Annotated in this window: 16 protein-coding genes; 13 read left to right on the forward strand and 3 right to left on the reverse strand. The window is 44.8% G+C overall.

Translation table 11 applies throughout. From position 1 onward, the window contains the following. Positions 1 to 15 precede the first annotated feature (15 nt). From C2747_RS01240 to hemL, 4 genes are read left to right on the forward strand one after another with little or no spacing between them, the layout of a single operon-like run. Entirely contained in the window at positions 16 to 441 is a 426-nt protein-coding gene (locus tag C2747_RS01240) for a CopD family protein (RefSeq protein ID WP_215331909.1), read from the forward strand. 34 nt (positions 442 to 475) lie between these two features. Then, positions 476 to 1942, forward strand: a complete 1467-nt coding sequence (locus C2747_RS01245; RefSeq protein WP_215331910.1) for a THUMP domain-containing class I SAM-dependent RNA methyltransferase — start codon at positions 476 to 478, stop codon at positions 1940 to 1942. Between the two features lie 22 nt (positions 1943 to 1964). Continuing rightward, positions 1965 to 2135: a rubredoxin gene (locus C2747_RS01250; RefSeq protein ID WP_215331911.1), complete on the forward strand. Its 171-nt coding sequence runs from the start codon at positions 1965 to 1967 to the stop codon at positions 2133 to 2135. Between the two features lie 56 nt (positions 2136 to 2191). Further along, entirely contained in the window at positions 2192 to 3484 is a 1293-nt protein-coding gene (gene hemL / locus C2747_RS01255; RefSeq protein WP_215331912.1) for a glutamate-1-semialdehyde 2,1-aminomutase, read from the forward strand. A gap of 25 nt (positions 3485 to 3509) precedes the next feature. Here the strand turns inward: hemL and C2747_RS01260 are convergent, their stop codons facing one another. Together C2747_RS01260 and C2747_RS01265 are read right to left on the reverse strand one after the other, a co-directional pair. Then, positions 3510 to 4349 carry a symmetrical bis(5'-nucleosyl)-tetraphosphatase gene (locus C2747_RS01260; RefSeq protein ID WP_215331913.1) on the reverse strand — a complete coding sequence of 280 codons (840 nt, stop codon included), beginning with the start codon at positions 4347 to 4349 and terminating at the stop codon, positions 3510 to 3512. A 40-nt stretch (positions 4350 to 4389) separates the two neighbouring features. Next, complete coding sequence (locus C2747_RS01265) at positions 4390 to 5880, reverse strand: cryptochrome/photolyase family protein (protein WP_215331914.1); 1491 nt, start codon at positions 5878 to 5880, stop codon at positions 4390 to 4392. Between the two features lie 78 nt (positions 5881 to 5958). Between C2747_RS01265 and C2747_RS01270 the strand changes: the two genes are divergently transcribed. The 8 genes from C2747_RS01270 to C2747_RS01305 all read left to right on the forward strand — a co-directional run bounded on the left by C2747_RS01270 (position 5959) and on the right by C2747_RS01305 (position 12509). Beyond that, entirely contained in the window at positions 5959 to 6777 is an 819-nt protein-coding gene (locus tag C2747_RS01270) for a YdcF family protein (protein ID WP_215331915.1), read from the forward strand. Positions 6778 to 6935: 158 nt separating this feature from the next. Further along, positions 6936 to 7475 (forward strand): YqgE/AlgH family protein, encoded by a 540-nt coding sequence (locus C2747_RS01275; protein WP_251374842.1) that lies wholly within the window; start codon positions 6936 to 6938, stop codon positions 7473 to 7475. Next, the gene (ruvX, locus tag C2747_RS01280; protein WP_215331917.1) at positions 7468 to 7893 is read left to right on the forward strand and encodes a Holliday junction resolvase RuvX; all 426 of its coding nucleotides are present in this window, start codon (positions 7468 to 7470) and stop codon (positions 7891 to 7893) included. The genes C2747_RS01275 and ruvX overlap by 8 nt, the downstream gene beginning before the upstream one ends. Before the next feature lies 1 nt (position 7894). Continuing rightward, positions 7895 to 8401, forward strand: coding sequence for a bifunctional pyr operon transcriptional regulator/uracil phosphoribosyltransferase PyrR (gene pyrR / locus C2747_RS01285; protein ID WP_215333018.1), 507 nt, complete (start codon positions 7895 to 7897; stop codon positions 8399 to 8401). Positions 8402 to 8406: 5 nt separating this feature from the next. Continuing rightward, on the forward strand, positions 8407 to 9378 hold the full coding sequence (locus C2747_RS01290; RefSeq protein WP_215333019.1) for an aspartate carbamoyltransferase catalytic subunit: 972 nt from the start codon (positions 8407 to 8409) through the stop codon (positions 9376 to 9378). Between the two features lie 23 nt (positions 9379 to 9401). After that, a complete protein-coding gene (locus C2747_RS01295) occupies positions 9402 to 10754 on the forward strand; it encodes a glycosyltransferase family protein (RefSeq protein WP_215331918.1) in 1353 nt (450 codons plus the stop codon). 5 nt (positions 10755 to 10759) lie between these two features. After that, entirely contained in the window at positions 10760 to 11680 is a 921-nt protein-coding gene (locus tag C2747_RS01300) for a DUF6492 family protein (protein ID WP_215331919.1), read from the forward strand. 22 nt (positions 11681 to 11702) lie between these two features. Next, complete coding sequence (locus C2747_RS01305; RefSeq protein ID WP_215331920.1) at positions 11703 to 12509, forward strand: DUF5672 family protein; 807 nt, start codon at positions 11703 to 11705, stop codon at positions 12507 to 12509. Here the strand turns inward: C2747_RS01305 and C2747_RS01310 are convergent. Further along, positions 12490 to 13419, reverse strand: a complete 930-nt coding sequence (locus C2747_RS01310; RefSeq protein ID WP_215331921.1) for a glycosyltransferase family 9 protein — start codon at positions 13417 to 13419, stop codon at positions 12490 to 12492. The two genes, C2747_RS01305 and C2747_RS01310, sit on opposite strands and share 20 nt — an antisense overlap. A gap of 235 nt (positions 13420 to 13654) precedes the next feature. Here C2747_RS01310 and rfbB point away from each other — a divergent pair, with 235 nt between their 5' ends. Beyond that, positions 13655 to 14713, forward strand: a complete 1059-nt coding sequence (gene rfbB, locus C2747_RS01315) for a dTDP-glucose 4,6-dehydratase (protein ID WP_215331922.1) — start codon at positions 13655 to 13657, stop codon at positions 14711 to 14713. The last annotated feature ends 7 nt before the right edge of the window (positions 14714 to 14720 follow it).

Raw genomic sequence — 14720 nt, forward strand, 5'->3', positions numbered from 1 at the left:
CGGAAATAATTGATCATGGGTAATGCATATTTGTGGACCAAGACTTTTCATATTGTCTTAATTGCTTCTTGGTTTGCCGGCTTGTTTTATCTTCCGCGTATTTTTGTGAACTTGGCTGATGAAAAAAACCCCGAGGTCTACGCGCGCCTTTTAGGAATGGCGAATCGCTTATTTCGATTTATGACCATATTGGCAGTACCGGCCGTATTGCTAGGTCTTGCTTTATGGTTGCACTTCAAAATAGGTTCAGGCGAAGTGTGGATGCATGCCAAGATGTTCTTTGTACTTCTAGTGATTGGCTATCACCATGCTTGCTGGGGTTTGCTCAAAAAGTTCCGTAATGGTGTTAATACCCATTCAGGAGTTTGGTATCGCTGGTTTAACGAAGCACCAGTCCTCCTCCTGTTGATCGTGACAGCTCTAGTTGTAATTAAGCCTTAATTTTTTATTTCATCCTTTTTAGATTGCTAGCCTCATGAGATTTTTTGTTGTTTGTCCAGGTGGACTGGAAGTACCTCTTGCACAAGAGCTAGCAAGTATTGCGCAGCGTCCCGACTGTAAAGCCTTGGGTGCTTGGGTGATTGATCCTACGCCTACGAGCCCTACAGGTGGAGTGGGTTTGGCGGCGCCAATATCGGCTGCTATGGCATTGAACTTACATTCACGGATTGCCAGTCGAGTATTGCTCCAGATGGCGGAATCGCCATACCGCCAGGAAGAAGACTTGTATAAGTTGGCTAGTGGTTTAGCTTGGGAAGAGTGGTTTTCTTCTAAACAAACTTTACGTGTTGATGTCACGGCGCATCGCTCCCCATTAAAGAGTTTGAATTTCGCGACCTTGAAGGTTAAGGATGCGATTGTTGATCGCCTCCGTGATGTGACTGGTGATCGTCCAAGTATTGATACCGCATTTCCAGATGTGCGGGTACAGGCTCATCTCACGGCAACTCATGCCACGATCTATTTGGATACTTCTGGTGAGGCTTTATTCAAACGTGGCTGGCGTGATGAAAAGGGTGACGCACCTTTAAAAGAAAATCTTGCAGCAGGTATTTTGTCCATTACTGGGTGGAAGCCTACGCAAACTTTATTTGATCCGATGTGCGGTAGTGGCACCTTTCTGGTTGAGGCCGCGCAAATGGCGCTGGCCATTCCGCCAGGGGCTATTCGAGCGGGGATGTATGGTGATGATGCTAAGCCGAGTCGTTTGGCCTATCGCCCATTAGTCACTTCTGCTCATGGCTTTGGATTTCAGCGACTCAAACCATTCAATGAGTCTACTGAACAAAAGCGCTGGGTCTCTCTAAAAGACGCTGCACATGCTGAAATGATGGAGAAGCGTAAACAGTTTCCAGATTCAGAGTCTTTGGGTATTAGTGGTGGCGATATTAATGAGCGCTTGGTAGCCATGTTTAAGGGTAACTGGCAGCGGGCTCAGTTGCCGGGGTTGCCAGTAACGCGTCAAATTGATGCTTTAGCAAGTAGGCCGCCAGCAAATGCTCAAAATGGGGTGATGCTATTGAACCCGCCTTATGGTGAACGCTTAGTCATCAAGGGTGGACGAGGTCAAGATCGCGCTACGGGTGGTGATATAGAGCGAGACGAGTATGAGCAAGCCGAGGAGCCGGAAGATCGCTATGCCTTTAATCTGGAAACAGGGCGTCAAAGCGCTAAACGCTCTAGCCGTGAGTCTCTCAAAAAGTTACAAGCTCAAGAAGAGCAAGATCCAAAATTTGTAGAGTTCTTAAGGCAATTTGGCCAGCATCTGAAGGATGCTTTTGGTGGCTGGAATGTCTTTGTATTAACCGCGGATATGGCCTTACCAGGACAGTTGCGTATCAAAGAGTCTAAGCGCACCCCTTTATTTAATGGCCCTCTAGAATGCAGGTTGTTTAAGTTCGAGATGCATCAAAAACGTGATGCTGCATCCGATTTAAAATAAATAATAGATAAGGAAGACGGTAATGGAATTTAAAACATATATGTGCTTAATTTGTGGCTGGGTCTATGACGAAGCTGCAGGTGTACCTGAAGAGGGTATTGCTCCAGGCACACTTTGGAAAGATGTGCCCATGAACTGGACCTGTCCTGAGTGTGGTGCACGCAAAGAAGACTTTGAAATGATGGCGATCTAATAGATCAATTTAATTAGACAATATTTAAATTCAATAGCTAAATCGGGAAAAGTATCGTGGGAAAAAATGACATCTTATTTGAGCGCGCACAAAAAACAATCCCTGGGGGTGTGAATTCTCCAGTACGCGCCTTTCGTCAGGTAGGTGGTACACCACGTTTTGTTGCTAAAGCTAAAGGACCTTATTTCTGGGACGCTGAAGGTACGCGCTATATTGATTTAATTATGTCTTGGGGTCCCATGATCGCCGGCCATGCGAATCCAGAGGTAGTGGAAGCAGTAAAGCAGGCTGCAGAAACTAGCTTTAGCTACGGCGCTCCTACCGAAGGTGAAATTGAATTAGCGGAACGCATCTGCCAGTTGGTTCCCAGTATTGAGCAAGTAAGAATGGTATCGAGTGGAACCGAAGCCACCATGAGCGCTCTGCGTCTTGCACGTGGCTTTACCGGTCGCGATCTCATTATTAAATTTGAAGGTTGCTATCACGGCCATGCCGACAGTCTTTTGGTGAAAGCGGGCTCTGGCCTCTTGACCTTTGCAGATTCAACTCAAAATGCACCATCATCTGGGGGTGTTCCTAATGATCTAGTGAAGCACACACTGGTATTGCCATATAACGATGTAGCAGCCCTGAAAGAAGTATTTACAAAGCAGGGTGATCAGGTTGCTGCGGTGATTATTGAGCCGTTTGCTGGCAATATGAATCTCATTAAGCCCTCAAAGGAATTTCTATCGACACTGCGTCAGCTAACAAGTCAGCACGGCAGTGTATTAATTTACGACGAGGTGATGACCGGTTTTAGAGTTGCTTTGGGTGGTGCGCAATCCCTACAAGGCATCACTCCTGACCTTACTTGTCTTGGCAAGGTTATGGGCGGCGGCATGCCGATGGCTGCTTTTGGCGGTAAAAAAGAAATCATGTCCAAACTTGCCCCCTTGGGTAACGTTTACCAAGCGGGTACCTTGTCCGGTAATCCAGTAGCCGTAGCAGCAGGATTAAAGACGCTGGAGATTATTTCTCGAGAAGGTTTCTTCGACTGTCTGACTGGGCAAACTGAAAAACTGATGGCTGGCTTAAAACTGGCTGCGGATGAAGCAGGCGTGCCATTTGCGGTTAGTAGCGTTGGCGGGATGTTCGGCTTCTATTTTGCGAATGAGGTTCCAACTTCTTTTGAGGCAGTGACTAAAACTGATATCGAAGCGTTTAAGAAATTCTTCCACTTGATGCTTGATCAGGGGGTATATTTAGCACCATCTGCGTATGAGGCTGGATTTACTTCGATTACTCACGACAATGCAGTTTTAGAAGAGATCATCACTGCAGCGAAAACTGCATTTAAGAAGCTATAAGAAACTATCAGAGGCAGGGTCAGAATTACATTCTGAGTGGATGGTCATAGCCATCCACTTGGATAATTTCCAGTCTCTTACTCGGTTTACCTGACTCCGGAATTTCCATAGCGGTGAGCTTGCCACCCCAGACGCAGCCTGTATCCAGCCCAATGACATTGTCATGTTGTAGTAGTCCCAAGGTCGACCAGTGTCCAAAATAAATCAAGGAGTCTTGAGTTTTTCTTTTGGGTGTTTTGAACCAAGGGATGTAGCCTTTTGGCCCATCCTCAAAACCTTCCTTGCTTTCAAACTCCATCATGCCTGCTGGAGTGCAAAAACGAATACGGGTTAGCGTGTTGGTGATAACGCGCAAGCGCTCGTAGCCCTTGAGGGAATTACTCCATTTATTTGGGGTATTGCCATACATATTGGCTAAAAAATCTTTATAGGTTTTTTTGCGCAGCGCTTTTTCTACTTCTTGCGCGCACTCAATTGTCTGTTGCAGATCCCATTGAGGTAGTACACCTGCATGTACCGTTAAGACCTTGCCATTACTCAAGGCCATTGGCCGATGGCGTAACCAATGAATTAATTCTGCTCTATCGGGTGCATCTAGGATGGGCTGAACGGTATCTAGACCCTTGGTTTTGCGGATACCCGCATCTATCGCAAGTAAATGGAGATCATGATTTCCAAGAATGCACTCGATGCGTTTGTCTTCTTGTAATTGTTTGAGGTAGCGTAAGGTACCCAAAGAGTCTGGGCCTCGATTAACGAGGTCGCCCAAGAAAATTATCTTGGACTGTTTGGGAAGTTTTTTGACGAGCGCCTTCAAGGAGGGCGCGCAGCCCTGAATATCACCTACGGCATAGATTTTGCTCATTCCCTATCTTAAAGCGGAAAGTATCAAAGTCGTGATTAAGTTAGTCAGTTGCCGATTCTGGATTAACTTTTTTAACCACGCTATAGCGCACCAAGGTCTTTTTGCGCGCCTCATCATGATTCACAACCGGTAGAGGGTAGTCACGCCCTAGAAGAACGCCGGCTGCTTCTAGTTCAATATGACCAGCTTCCCAAGGGGCATGAATGGATTTCTTGGAAAGCTTGTCTAGTTGAGGCAGGTAGCGACGGATAAATTTGCCTTCAGGATCAAACTTCTGAGATTGGGTAATGGGGTTGAAGATTCTGAAGTAGGGTTGTGCATCGCATCCTGAGGAAGAGGCCCATTGCCAGCCACCATTATTAGAAGACAACTCAAAATCATTGAGGTATTTTGCGAAATACATTTCACCCCAGCGCCAATCAATGCCTAAATCCTTAGTAAGAAAGCTAGCAACCACCATGCGCAGGCGATTGTGCATATAACCACTTTGATTGAGTTGGCACATAGCGGCATCTACCAATGGGTAACCTGTTTTGCCATCACACCAAGCTTTAAATAATTTCTTGGCAGTAGCACCACTTTCCCATTCGATATTGTCATAGTCTGGTTTGAAGGCTGCACCCTCAGCAAGACGTGGATGATTTGCCAGAATCATGAAATAAAAATCACGCCAAATCAGCTCACTTAACCAGATCGTTGCACCCATACTGCCAGCAAGCATGCGGCGGTGCGCTTCACGTACCAATCCTCGGATCGAGAGCATGCCAAAGCGGAGGTGTGTCGATAGATAGCTCACACCTTTGATGGCAGGGAAGTCTCGGCCGATTTGGTATTGATCGATGCGGTGGAGGAAGTCTTCTAGGAAGGTCTGGCCACCTTCAGATCCTGGTGGAAGATAGGCTTCAATCCCTGTCGGGCTAAAGCCCATGAATTCTAATGATGGGAGGGTTGCCTCTAATGATTTGGGGATAGCGGCTAGCTGACCTTTTTTAGGATCGCAGTCATAAGCGGCAATATCTTTTTCTTGAAGCGTCTTGAGCCAATTATTTTTATAAGGCGTGAAGATTGAGAAGACGGTATTGGAGTTAGTAAGAATCTCTTTTTTCTCAAAGATGACTTGATCTTTGAAGGTCTCCAATTCAATACCCAGTTTTTCTAGTGATCTGCCAACAGACGCATCGCGAGCAATGGCCGAGGGCTCATAGTCATGATTGGTGTAAACGGTGTTGACACCCAAAGTCTCTGCAATTCTCGGAATGCACGTATTGGGTTTACCGTATTGAGCAATGAGTCCACCACCTTGTTTGCGTAATTGCGCATCTATTTGTTGCAGACCTTGCCAAATAAAGTCTACGCGCCGATCATGTTTAAGACCGCTTGCATCTAGATCTTCAGCTTTTAGCGGATCCAGAATTTCGGTATCGAAGATAAACGCTAGCCAAACTTGATCATTATTTTTTAGGGCGTGATGAAGCGCGGCATTGTCATACAGGCGTAAATCACGGCGGAGCCAAACGAGAGCTTTTTTCATAGCCCTTATATTAGGGCTAATTAGGCGGACTTGCTTGGCTTGCGAGTAATATCCTGCTTATTAATAGATTACTAATTTATGGATACTTTATTTTTTGTTTTCTCTAAGATTGTGCAGTTTTGCATTGAGCCCCTCAACTGGGTAATCGTTTTTGTGGCCTTCAGTTTGTTATTTCTGGGTCTACGAAAACCTCATCTTTGTAAACGATTCTTGCTTTTAGCTTTGGCGGACTTACTGCTGGTTGGATGGTTGCCAACCTCCGAGGTCTTTTTAAGGGCTCTTGAAGATAGCGTCCCTAAAATTCAGCTCACTCAGATGTCAGAGGCGGACTTTGGTGGGATCATTATTTTGGGTGGTGCTATTGAGGGTGGTGATATCGCTCTAGATCGGGGCGAGGTATCCATTTACTCCTCAGCTGAGCGTGTCACTAAAGCCTTTGAGCTCATTCGGAAGTATCCCGATCTACCCTTTATCTTTAGCGGCTTCTCTGGTCGCCTGTCGCCTGTCGGAATGTCTGAAGCAGATGCCTTTAAGCAATTGGTAGCGGAGCAGGGCTTGCCAGACAAAAATGCCCATTATGAAAATCAATCCCGCAATACCTATGAAAATGCCATATTGATGAAGCCCATGATTTTGGAGTTGGGCGCTAGGGGCGCCAAAGATGCTGATGCACCCCCAAAACCTTGGCTATTGATTACCTCGGCATCGCACATGTACCGATCAGTAAAGATTTTCCAAAAACAGGGAATTGCTGTGATTCCGGTTCCTGTGGATTACCAAACAGGCAATCGATTGCGCTGGAGTAGGTTTGATTTGGAGGATGGCGTCCAAGATTGGCATAAGGTAATGCATGATGGGGTTGGGCTTTTGGTCTACTGGATCACCGGAAAGATCTAACTAGGGTAGAGAATTCGGTAAAATAAACTCACATGAACATGGCTAAAAAAGCCCCTGTGGGTCAAGCTGCAGAACCCACCCAGACTTCCCAAGCTTCTGCTGCTGGGTCCTCAATTGCTTATTCCGCTAATCATCTGGCAAATCAATTCCTGATTGCCATGCCCGGGATGGTCGATCCCAATTTTGCAGGTTCAGTCATCTATCTTTTTGAGCATACCGAACGGGGTGCGATGGGTTTGGTAATCAATCGCCCGACTGAGCTCGGTATGGGCGCCTTATTTGAGAAAATTGAGGTCAAGCTGGAGGCTGAGCCAGTATCAGATCAACCGGTCTATTTTGGCGGGCCAGTGCAAATTGAACGTGGATTTGTCTTGCACGAGCCCACCGAAGAAGTGGCTTATAGCTCTTCTTTGGCCGTTCCAGGGGGCTTGACCATGACGACGTCCAAGGATGTGCTTGAGGCAGTAGCTGTCGGTTCTGGGCCCAGTAAATTCTTAATGACCTTGGGTTATGCGGGTTGGAGTGCTGGGCAACTTGAGGAGGAGATTACCCTCAATGGCTGGATGAACGTCCCTCTTTCCCAGCAGCAAATGGTTGAAATTATTTTTGATACCCCTTCTAGCCAGCGCTATGAGCGGACGATAAGTCTATTGGGATTTGATCCATCCCATCTATCTGGTGAGGCAGGGCATGCCTGAGGGCATCAAGAGGGGCACAGAGTTGACGGTCATGGCTTTTGACTTCGGGACGCGACGTATTGGAGTTGCCGTTGGAAATACTCTGACCAAAGCTGGCCAGCCCTTAAAGGTTATTGAGGAGCCATCTGAGGATGTGCGATTTAGGGCTATTCAGGCTCTCATCAAAGAGTGGCAGCCAAATCAGTTGGTGGTGGGGCTGCCATGCCATCCTGACGGTACTGAGCATGAGATGAGTGCCAAAGCTCGCCGCTTTGGCAATCAGCTGCACGGACGCTTTCAGTTGCCTGTGGATTGGGTGGATGAGCGCTACAGCTCAGCTGTTTTGGAGGGTGATCCTGATATGCGAGACAATTTGGATGCGCAGTCTGCTGCCTTAATTTTGGAGCAGTATTTTCTTGAAAAGAATGGGATTAGTTGAGATGAATGCAGAGCAGTCCTATCTAAAATTACTAGAGACTTTGAGTCAGCGCCAAAAGGTAGGCGATGTATTTGAGTTGGCTGGTCTTGCAATGGGAGGGGCGTGGATTGCAGAACGTTTAGCTACCGATTTAAATCTTCCCCACTTTGGCGTAATTAATATGGCGTTTCATCGAGATGACTATGCTGAGAAGGGTATGACAGCGCTTCGTACTGCCAGCACGATGTCTACCTACCTTCCTTTTGAGGTCAATGGTGCAAACGTGATTTTGATTGATGACGTTTTGCTCACTGGCCGTACGGTTCGCGCAGCACTCAATGAGTTATTTGATTTTGGTCGACCTGCCCAAGTGGAGTTGATGGTTTTGGCGGATCGTGAGAATCGTGAGTTGCCGATCTCAGCAGATTTTGTAGGGGAGCAAGTGAGTGTTCCAGAGAATCAAATATTGGTTTTAGAAAAAGATGATGCTGGCAAGTTCAGCTTCCAATTAGAGGAGCGCGCAGCATGAGCGGAATGAATGATTTAGTCAACGCCCCGGTAAATCAATTTAATGCTGCCGGTGAGTTAACTCACTTGCTAACCTTAGAGGGTTTGCCAAAAGAGCAAATCCTCCACATCCTCGATACCGCACAACAATTTGTTAGCGTGACAGATCCTGCGCGAGAAGTAAAAAAAGTTCCACTACTTCGTGGCAAGAGTGTCTTCAATCTATTCTTTGAAAACTCCACGCGTACCCGCACTACTTTTGAGATCGCTGCTAAGCGTTTATCAGCAGATGTCATTAACTTGGATATCTCTACATCCTCTACTGCAAAAGGCGAAAGTCTTTTGGATACGATTGATAACTTAGTGGCTATGCAGGCGGATATTTTTGTAGTGCGTCACAGTGTTTCGAGGGCGCCCATTGAAATTGCACAACACGTTCCTGCGCACGTCCACGTAGTCAATGCCGGTGATGGTAGTCATCAGCATCCGACTCAAGGCTTGCTCGATATGTACACGATGCGCCACTTTAAGAAAGACTTTAGTGGTTTGAAGGTTGCTATCGTGGGTGACATTGTCCATAGTCGAGTTGCTAAATCGAATATCTGCGCCTTAAGAACATTGGGCTGTACGGATATTCGTGCGATTGGCCCTGAGAGTCTTTTGCCAAGTGATTTAGATATGCTGGGGGTCAAGGTATTCCACAGCATGGAAGAAGGACTTAAGGGTGTTGACGTGGTGATGACTCTGCGTATCCAGAAAGAGCGCATGGAAGCAGGACAAGTTCCAGAGGGCGATGCTTTCTTTAAGCAATATGGTTTAACGTCTACACGTCTTGCTTTGGCCAAGCCTGATACCATCGTAATGCACCCAGGCCCCATGAACCGTGGCGTTGAAATTGATTCTGTAGTAGCCGATGGTCCTCAGTCGGTCATTCTCAATCAGGTTACCTTTGGTATTGCGGTGCGGATGGCGGTCATGTCCATCGTTGCTGGTAATTAGCCCTCCTTACGAATCATTTGCTAATGCAAAAAAAGAACTGGTTGATTCTGTCGCATGGCTTCAATATGGATGGGCGCGCATCTAGCCTCACCATTACGGACAAGATTCCTTATCTGTTAGATGCTGGTATCAAGCCGCAGGTCTTTAGTGCAATTACTGGTATTAAAGATGTCCGCTTCCCGCACAAGCAATTTTTAGCTTGGGGTCCAGCAGCCTTTCGTTTTGATTTTCGCCATTGGATTGCAAATCAGTATGGTCGTGGGCCCTTCTATAAAGTTTCTACTGGCTTAGTCTCTTTGTTACTCGCGCCGTTCATCGCGCTGGAGAAATTCTTTCTTGGTTACTCTAGTCAGTGGTCTTGGGCCATGCCGGCCTACGTGCATGGCCTAAAGCTAATTAGAGATGGTAAGGTCGATTTAATTTATTCAACCGGAGGCGCTTGGTCTGCGCACTTAGCAGGTTTATGGCTCAAGAAAAAAACTGGATTACCTTGGATAGTGGAGATTCATGATCCACTGGTGATACGTCAGAGCCCGACCGATCCTGGTTTTGATAAGCCTAAAAATCGCGATGCACAATTTCGTCAATACTTAGAAAAACAAATTTGTAAATATGCGGATTTAGCCTGGTGGTTTACAGACGGCGCTTTGCATTACGCAAAAGTTCGCAATCCGAATCTCAATACACCAAACAACGCCCATGGTTTTATGGTTCTGCCAGGTGCAGAGCCTCCGGGAGGTCTAAGTGCATCGAAGATGCATCAATATTCTGAGCATCTCAATTTATGCCACTTTGGATCATTGGCTAATGATCGCTCGCTCTCAACAATCCTGAAGGCACTTGTCCCACTGTTTAAGAAGTTTCCTGAAGCTAGAGAGTGCATTCGGGTTCATGCTTATGGTGCGCCTTTAGATTCACTAACAACCGAGTCAATTAAGAGTCTTCAGTTCGAAGATGTATTGCTAGCTCATGGTCGATTAGAAAAAGATCCAGTAACTGGTAAATCAGGTAGAGAACGTGTAGCAGAAAAGATGCAATCGGCAGATGTGTTGATTCTCTTGCATGGTAATGATGAGTGGTGCGCTGAATATATTCCTTCAAAGTTATATGACTACCTTTGGACGGGTAGGCCTATTTGGGGTATTACCCATCGCAATCCTCAGCTCGATCAGATGTTATTGGACCGGTCCGCCTACTTGAGTCCGCAGAGTGATGTAGATGCTGTAGAGCTTGCTCTAGAAAGAATCTGGCTTGACTGGAAAAATCAACAATTAATAGAGCCTAAGTGGTTGCCAGTAGCTGTTGATCAAGCTGTTCAGAAAATTCTGGCAACAGTGGATGGAAGTTTATCCGCTAGCACTCAAAAGAAAGATTGAAGACTATGTTGAATTTTGTTTTGTATTGCTGCACTTTCAGAAAAGACTTATTGCGAACTGTGAAGTTAGCTGAAAGCATTCGTAAGTATAATAAAAATAAGATTCCTTTCTATATATCCGTTCCAGCGGATGATGTTGAATTATTCAAAGAATATCTAAAAGAATTCGATGTCATCATTTTTGATGAAAAAGATATTTTTGTAGCCAATCCAAAATTAGATATTCACAAGTTATATTCCATTCGTGGCGGACTAAGACAACAGGTCATTAAGTCTGAGTTTTGGAGATTGGGTATCTCAAAAAACTATTTAGTTCTGGATTCCGACTGTATTTTTATTCGTGATTTTGACGAGAATGATTTCCTCTTTAAAGATGATGTGCCTTATTCCATCATTCATGAGGGTCGTGACCTTCTTCAGGCTACCGAGCGTTTTGGACCTAAGAAAATTCGCCAACATTTTTTAGCGGATCGCGAACCTATTAAGGCTGTCCTGGGGCGAACTGGCGTAACTTATGATTTTGGTTATGCGCCATTCCTATGGAGTGCTAAGGTTTGGGAGTCTTTGGATGCAAATTACCTCACTCCAAATGGCATGAACTTTTTAGATGCCGTTTTGCTTTGTGGTTCTGAATTTACTTGGTATGGCGAGTCGCTAATTAATTTTCATGCGATCCCAATTTACCCGCGTGAGCAGCTATTTAAACACTATCACTATGAGCATCAATTGTGGGCAGATCAAGTGTTGGGCTATCAGGAAAGACTCTTGGCCCATGACTACTTAGGTGTTGTCTATCAATCCAACTGGGAGAGTTGGGGAGATTTTGGCCCTTCCAGTAAGAGCATTGCATCTAGGGTGTGGAGAACAGTCAAGAGAGCCCTCAAGAAGTTGCAGTTCAAGCTTTCGCTTTTGCTTGGCTTCTTTTAGTTTGAATACCCATAACTAAACAATGCTGAATTTATCGAATGTCACCCTGCTTTGCGTTGAAACAAGGGATCCAGAATTAGCGCATTGGGCAATTGATCGATGCCTAGCGGGTACCCACTTTGCTAAGGTGGTGCTGATAACCAATCTGGATTTAGTTAAAAACAAACGAGCAGATATTGAATATGTCCAGGCCCCACCCATTGCTACTACTGAGGATTATTCCAATCTCCTACTAACAGGGATTGATCAGTATGTAGTGGGATCCCATGTGCTAGTTATTCAGTGGGACAGTTTTATTACGCACCCCAATCTTTGGTGTAATGAATTTCTGGATTACGACTATATTGGTCCGGTTTGGCCTCATCATCCAGAGACCCCCGTAGGCAATGGCGGTTTCTCCCTAAGATCTGTCAAGTTATTGCAAGCAATCAAGCGCCCAGGCTTTATCAAGAGGCATCCAGAGGACTATTGCATTTGTGCGGATAACAAAGACTTTCTTGAAAAAGAATGCGATATCCAGTTTGCGCCATCTGAGATTGCTGAACAGTTTGCAGTTGAGCGTTCAGAGTGGCATGACGCATTTGGATTTCATGGATTCTTTAACTTTGGCAGAGTGCTGAGCGACGAAGAATTGACTGCATTTTTGAAAATGATCCCCAACTCATATTTAAAAGGCGTTGATGCGTTCGATTTGGTGAATTATCTATTGCTTGAAAATAAGTTATGCCTAGCTTTATTGATTGGTTCACGTATCCAATTTACTTGGAAGTTTCGAATGCGCTATTTAAAAATGAAATATCGATTGCTTTTTAAGTCAATCCCAATTTGAGATCGACGTTCATTTTTTCTATAGCTTCTATTACTTCAGGTATGCCAAAGCCATGGATTGAATCAGGCTCAGTAGATATGATAATTTTTGAAGAGTCTGAGGTTGGCCCCCATATTATCGATTTTGAGTCACCCTTTTGATAAATTGCGATTATTGGTTTGTTGAGTGCTGACGCAATATGAACAATTGATGTGTCCGGCGAAATAATGACGCTACTTTGTCTACATAATTCAATCAGGCCATAAATGCCTGGGGTTGTAAGATTTAGAACTTCAACAGACTTATCTTTGGCTGATAAGCTAAGGGATATTTCTCGGGCTACATCCTCCGTGTGATCCTCGCAACATAAAATTATTTTAGATTTTGGAATCGATTTTCTTAATTCGCTAATCAACTTAATTGCTGAAATCTTGTTAATTGATCTTTTTGACTCCAAAACTCCACCAAATAGATTGAGGAGAATATGCGGATTTAATGCATTCGTCACTCGGAGTGCTGGTAAAGAGAGCTTAGGTTGAATATCTCGATGAAAAATTTGATTTAGCGCATTCTGTTCTCGCCATAACGCATGCTTATTTGGGTCAATTGCGCTAATTATTAGCTTGCATGGGTTAAGTAATTTAAGAATAACTCGAATTTTTTCAGATCTTGGCTTATTCCAGGAGATAACGTAATCGTATCTATTCTTCCTAAGTTGCCATCCGATCTTGATTACTTGCAGCCAGCTTGGTGAATCCAGTTCATATACAACATTAATCCGACTGTCTCTCTGCCAGAAATTTAGAGTGCCCTTACTTGCGGTGCAGTCAATTCTGGAATTGAGGTCTTGATTTTTTATACCTGACACTAATGCAGTATGAATAATTGCATCACCTAATTTTCCATCATGAGAAAAGAAAAGATAATTCAACAGCTGCTCCTGAGCATGAATCTGCCCTATATATTTTATAAAATTGGTAAAATAGGCTCTTGTTTATGGCTAATAAGAAAATGTATTAATCTCATTCTATATAATTTTAGGAATATTTATCGCTTTGATATTAAAGAACTCATGCCAGTCTAACCTATTATTAGATGGCGAATGTTTCGAGTTTATATAAAGCTTATCTTATGACAGTTTTGAAATTTTAAGTGGGGTGGTGTAATTGATTTTAGTTACTGGCGGCGCTGGCTTTATCGGGGCAAATTTTGTTTTGAATTGGTTGGCTGATCCAAAGGCTGAGGGCATCATCAATCTTGATAAGCTGACCTATGCTGGTAATTTAGCCACTCTCGAGTCCTTGAAGGATGATCCGCGCTATGTTTTTGTGCATGGTGATATTGGCGATAAAGAGCTGGTGACGAAGTTGTTGAAGGAGCATCAGCCGCGTGCGATTGTCAATTTTGCTGCTGAGAGCCATGTGGATCGTTCCATTCATGGTCCTGCTGAATTTGTTACTACCAATATTGTTGGCACATTTAATTTGCTTGAATGTGCTCTTGAATATTGGAATGGTTTAGATGGGTCCGCCAAGCAAGCCTTTCGCTTTCATCATGTATCGACTGACGAGGTTTATGGCTCGCTGTCTGCCACTGACTCTGCATTTACAGAAACCAATTCCTATGAGCCTAATAGCCCATACTCCGCATCGAAAGCAGCCTCCGATCATTTAGTGCGTGCCTGGTTCCATACCTATGGCTTTCCGGTAGTGACAACTAATTGCTCCAATAACTACGGTCCATACCACTTCCCAGAAAAGTTAATTCCTCTGGTGATTCTAAATGCACTTAACAGTAAGCCATTACCAATTTATGGTGATGGTCAGCAGATTCGTGATTGGCTCTATGTTGGGGATCATTGCTCGGCCATTCGTGAGGTATTGGCCAAAGGCGCATTAGGTGAAACTTACAATATTGGTGGCTGGAATGAAAAGGCCAACATTGATGTTGTAAAAACTATTTGCGCAATTTTGGATGAGCTCAAGCCTCGCGCTGACGGCAAGTCATATGTTGATCAAATTGCCTATGTTAAGGATCGCCCAGGTCATGATCGTCGCTATGCAATTGATGCTAGTAAGGTTGAGCGTGAGCTTGGTTGGCGGCCGGCGGAGACCTTTGATACTGGCATTCGTAAAACGGTGCAATGGTATTTGGATAATCCCGTTTGGATTGAAGGCGTAGTCAGCGGCTCTTACCGTGACTGGCTCTCCAAGCAGTACAGCTAAAGCGCAA

This window comes from Polynucleobacter corsicus (assembly GCF_018688255.1).
Lineage (GTDB): Bacteria > Pseudomonadota > Gammaproteobacteria > Burkholderiales > Burkholderiaceae > Polynucleobacter > Polynucleobacter corsicus.

Bases quoted from the DNA above. Each gene is read 5' to 3' on its own strand.
- C2747_RS01240 (WP_215331909.1), top strand. From the start codon at position 16: ATGGGTAATGCATATTTGTGGACCAAGACTTTTCATATTGTCTTAATT.
- C2747_RS01245 (WP_215331910.1), top strand. From the start codon at position 476: ATGAGATTTTTTGTTGTTTGTCCAGGTGGACTGGAAGTACCTCTTGCA.
- C2747_RS01250 (WP_215331911.1), top strand. From the start codon at position 1,965: ATGGAATTTAAAACATATATGTGCTTAATTTGTGGCTGGGTCTATGAC.
- C2747_RS01260 (WP_215331913.1), bottom strand. From the start codon at position 4,349: ATGAGCAAAATCTATGCCGTAGGTGATATTCAGGGCTGCGCGCCCTCC.
- C2747_RS01265 (WP_215331914.1), bottom strand. From the start codon at position 5,880: ATGAAAAAAGCTCTCGTTTGGCTCCGCCGTGATTTACGCCTGTATGAC.
- C2747_RS01270 (WP_215331915.1), top strand. From the start codon at position 5,959: ATGGATACTTTATTTTTTGTTTTCTCTAAGATTGTGCAGTTTTGCATT.
- C2747_RS01275 (WP_251374842.1), top strand. From the start codon at position 6,936: ATGCCCGGGATGGTCGATCCCAATTTTGCAGGTTCAGTCATCTATCTT.
- ruvX (WP_215331917.1), top strand. From the start codon at position 7,468: ATGCCTGAGGGCATCAAGAGGGGCACAGAGTTGACGGTCATGGCTTTT.
- pyrR (WP_215333018.1), top strand. From the start codon at position 7,895: ATGAATGCAGAGCAGTCCTATCTAAAATTACTAGAGACTTTGAGTCAG.
- C2747_RS01290 (WP_215333019.1), top strand. From the start codon at position 8,407: ATGAATGATTTAGTCAACGCCCCGGTAAATCAATTTAATGCTGCCGGT.
- C2747_RS01295 (WP_215331918.1), top strand. From the start codon at position 9,402: ATGCAAAAAAAGAACTGGTTGATTCTGTCGCATGGCTTCAATATGGAT.
- C2747_RS01300 (WP_215331919.1), top strand. From the start codon at position 10,760: ATGTTGAATTTTGTTTTGTATTGCTGCACTTTCAGAAAAGACTTATTG.
- C2747_RS01305 (WP_215331920.1), top strand. From the start codon at position 11,703: ATGCTGAATTTATCGAATGTCACCCTGCTTTGCGTTGAAACAAGGGAT.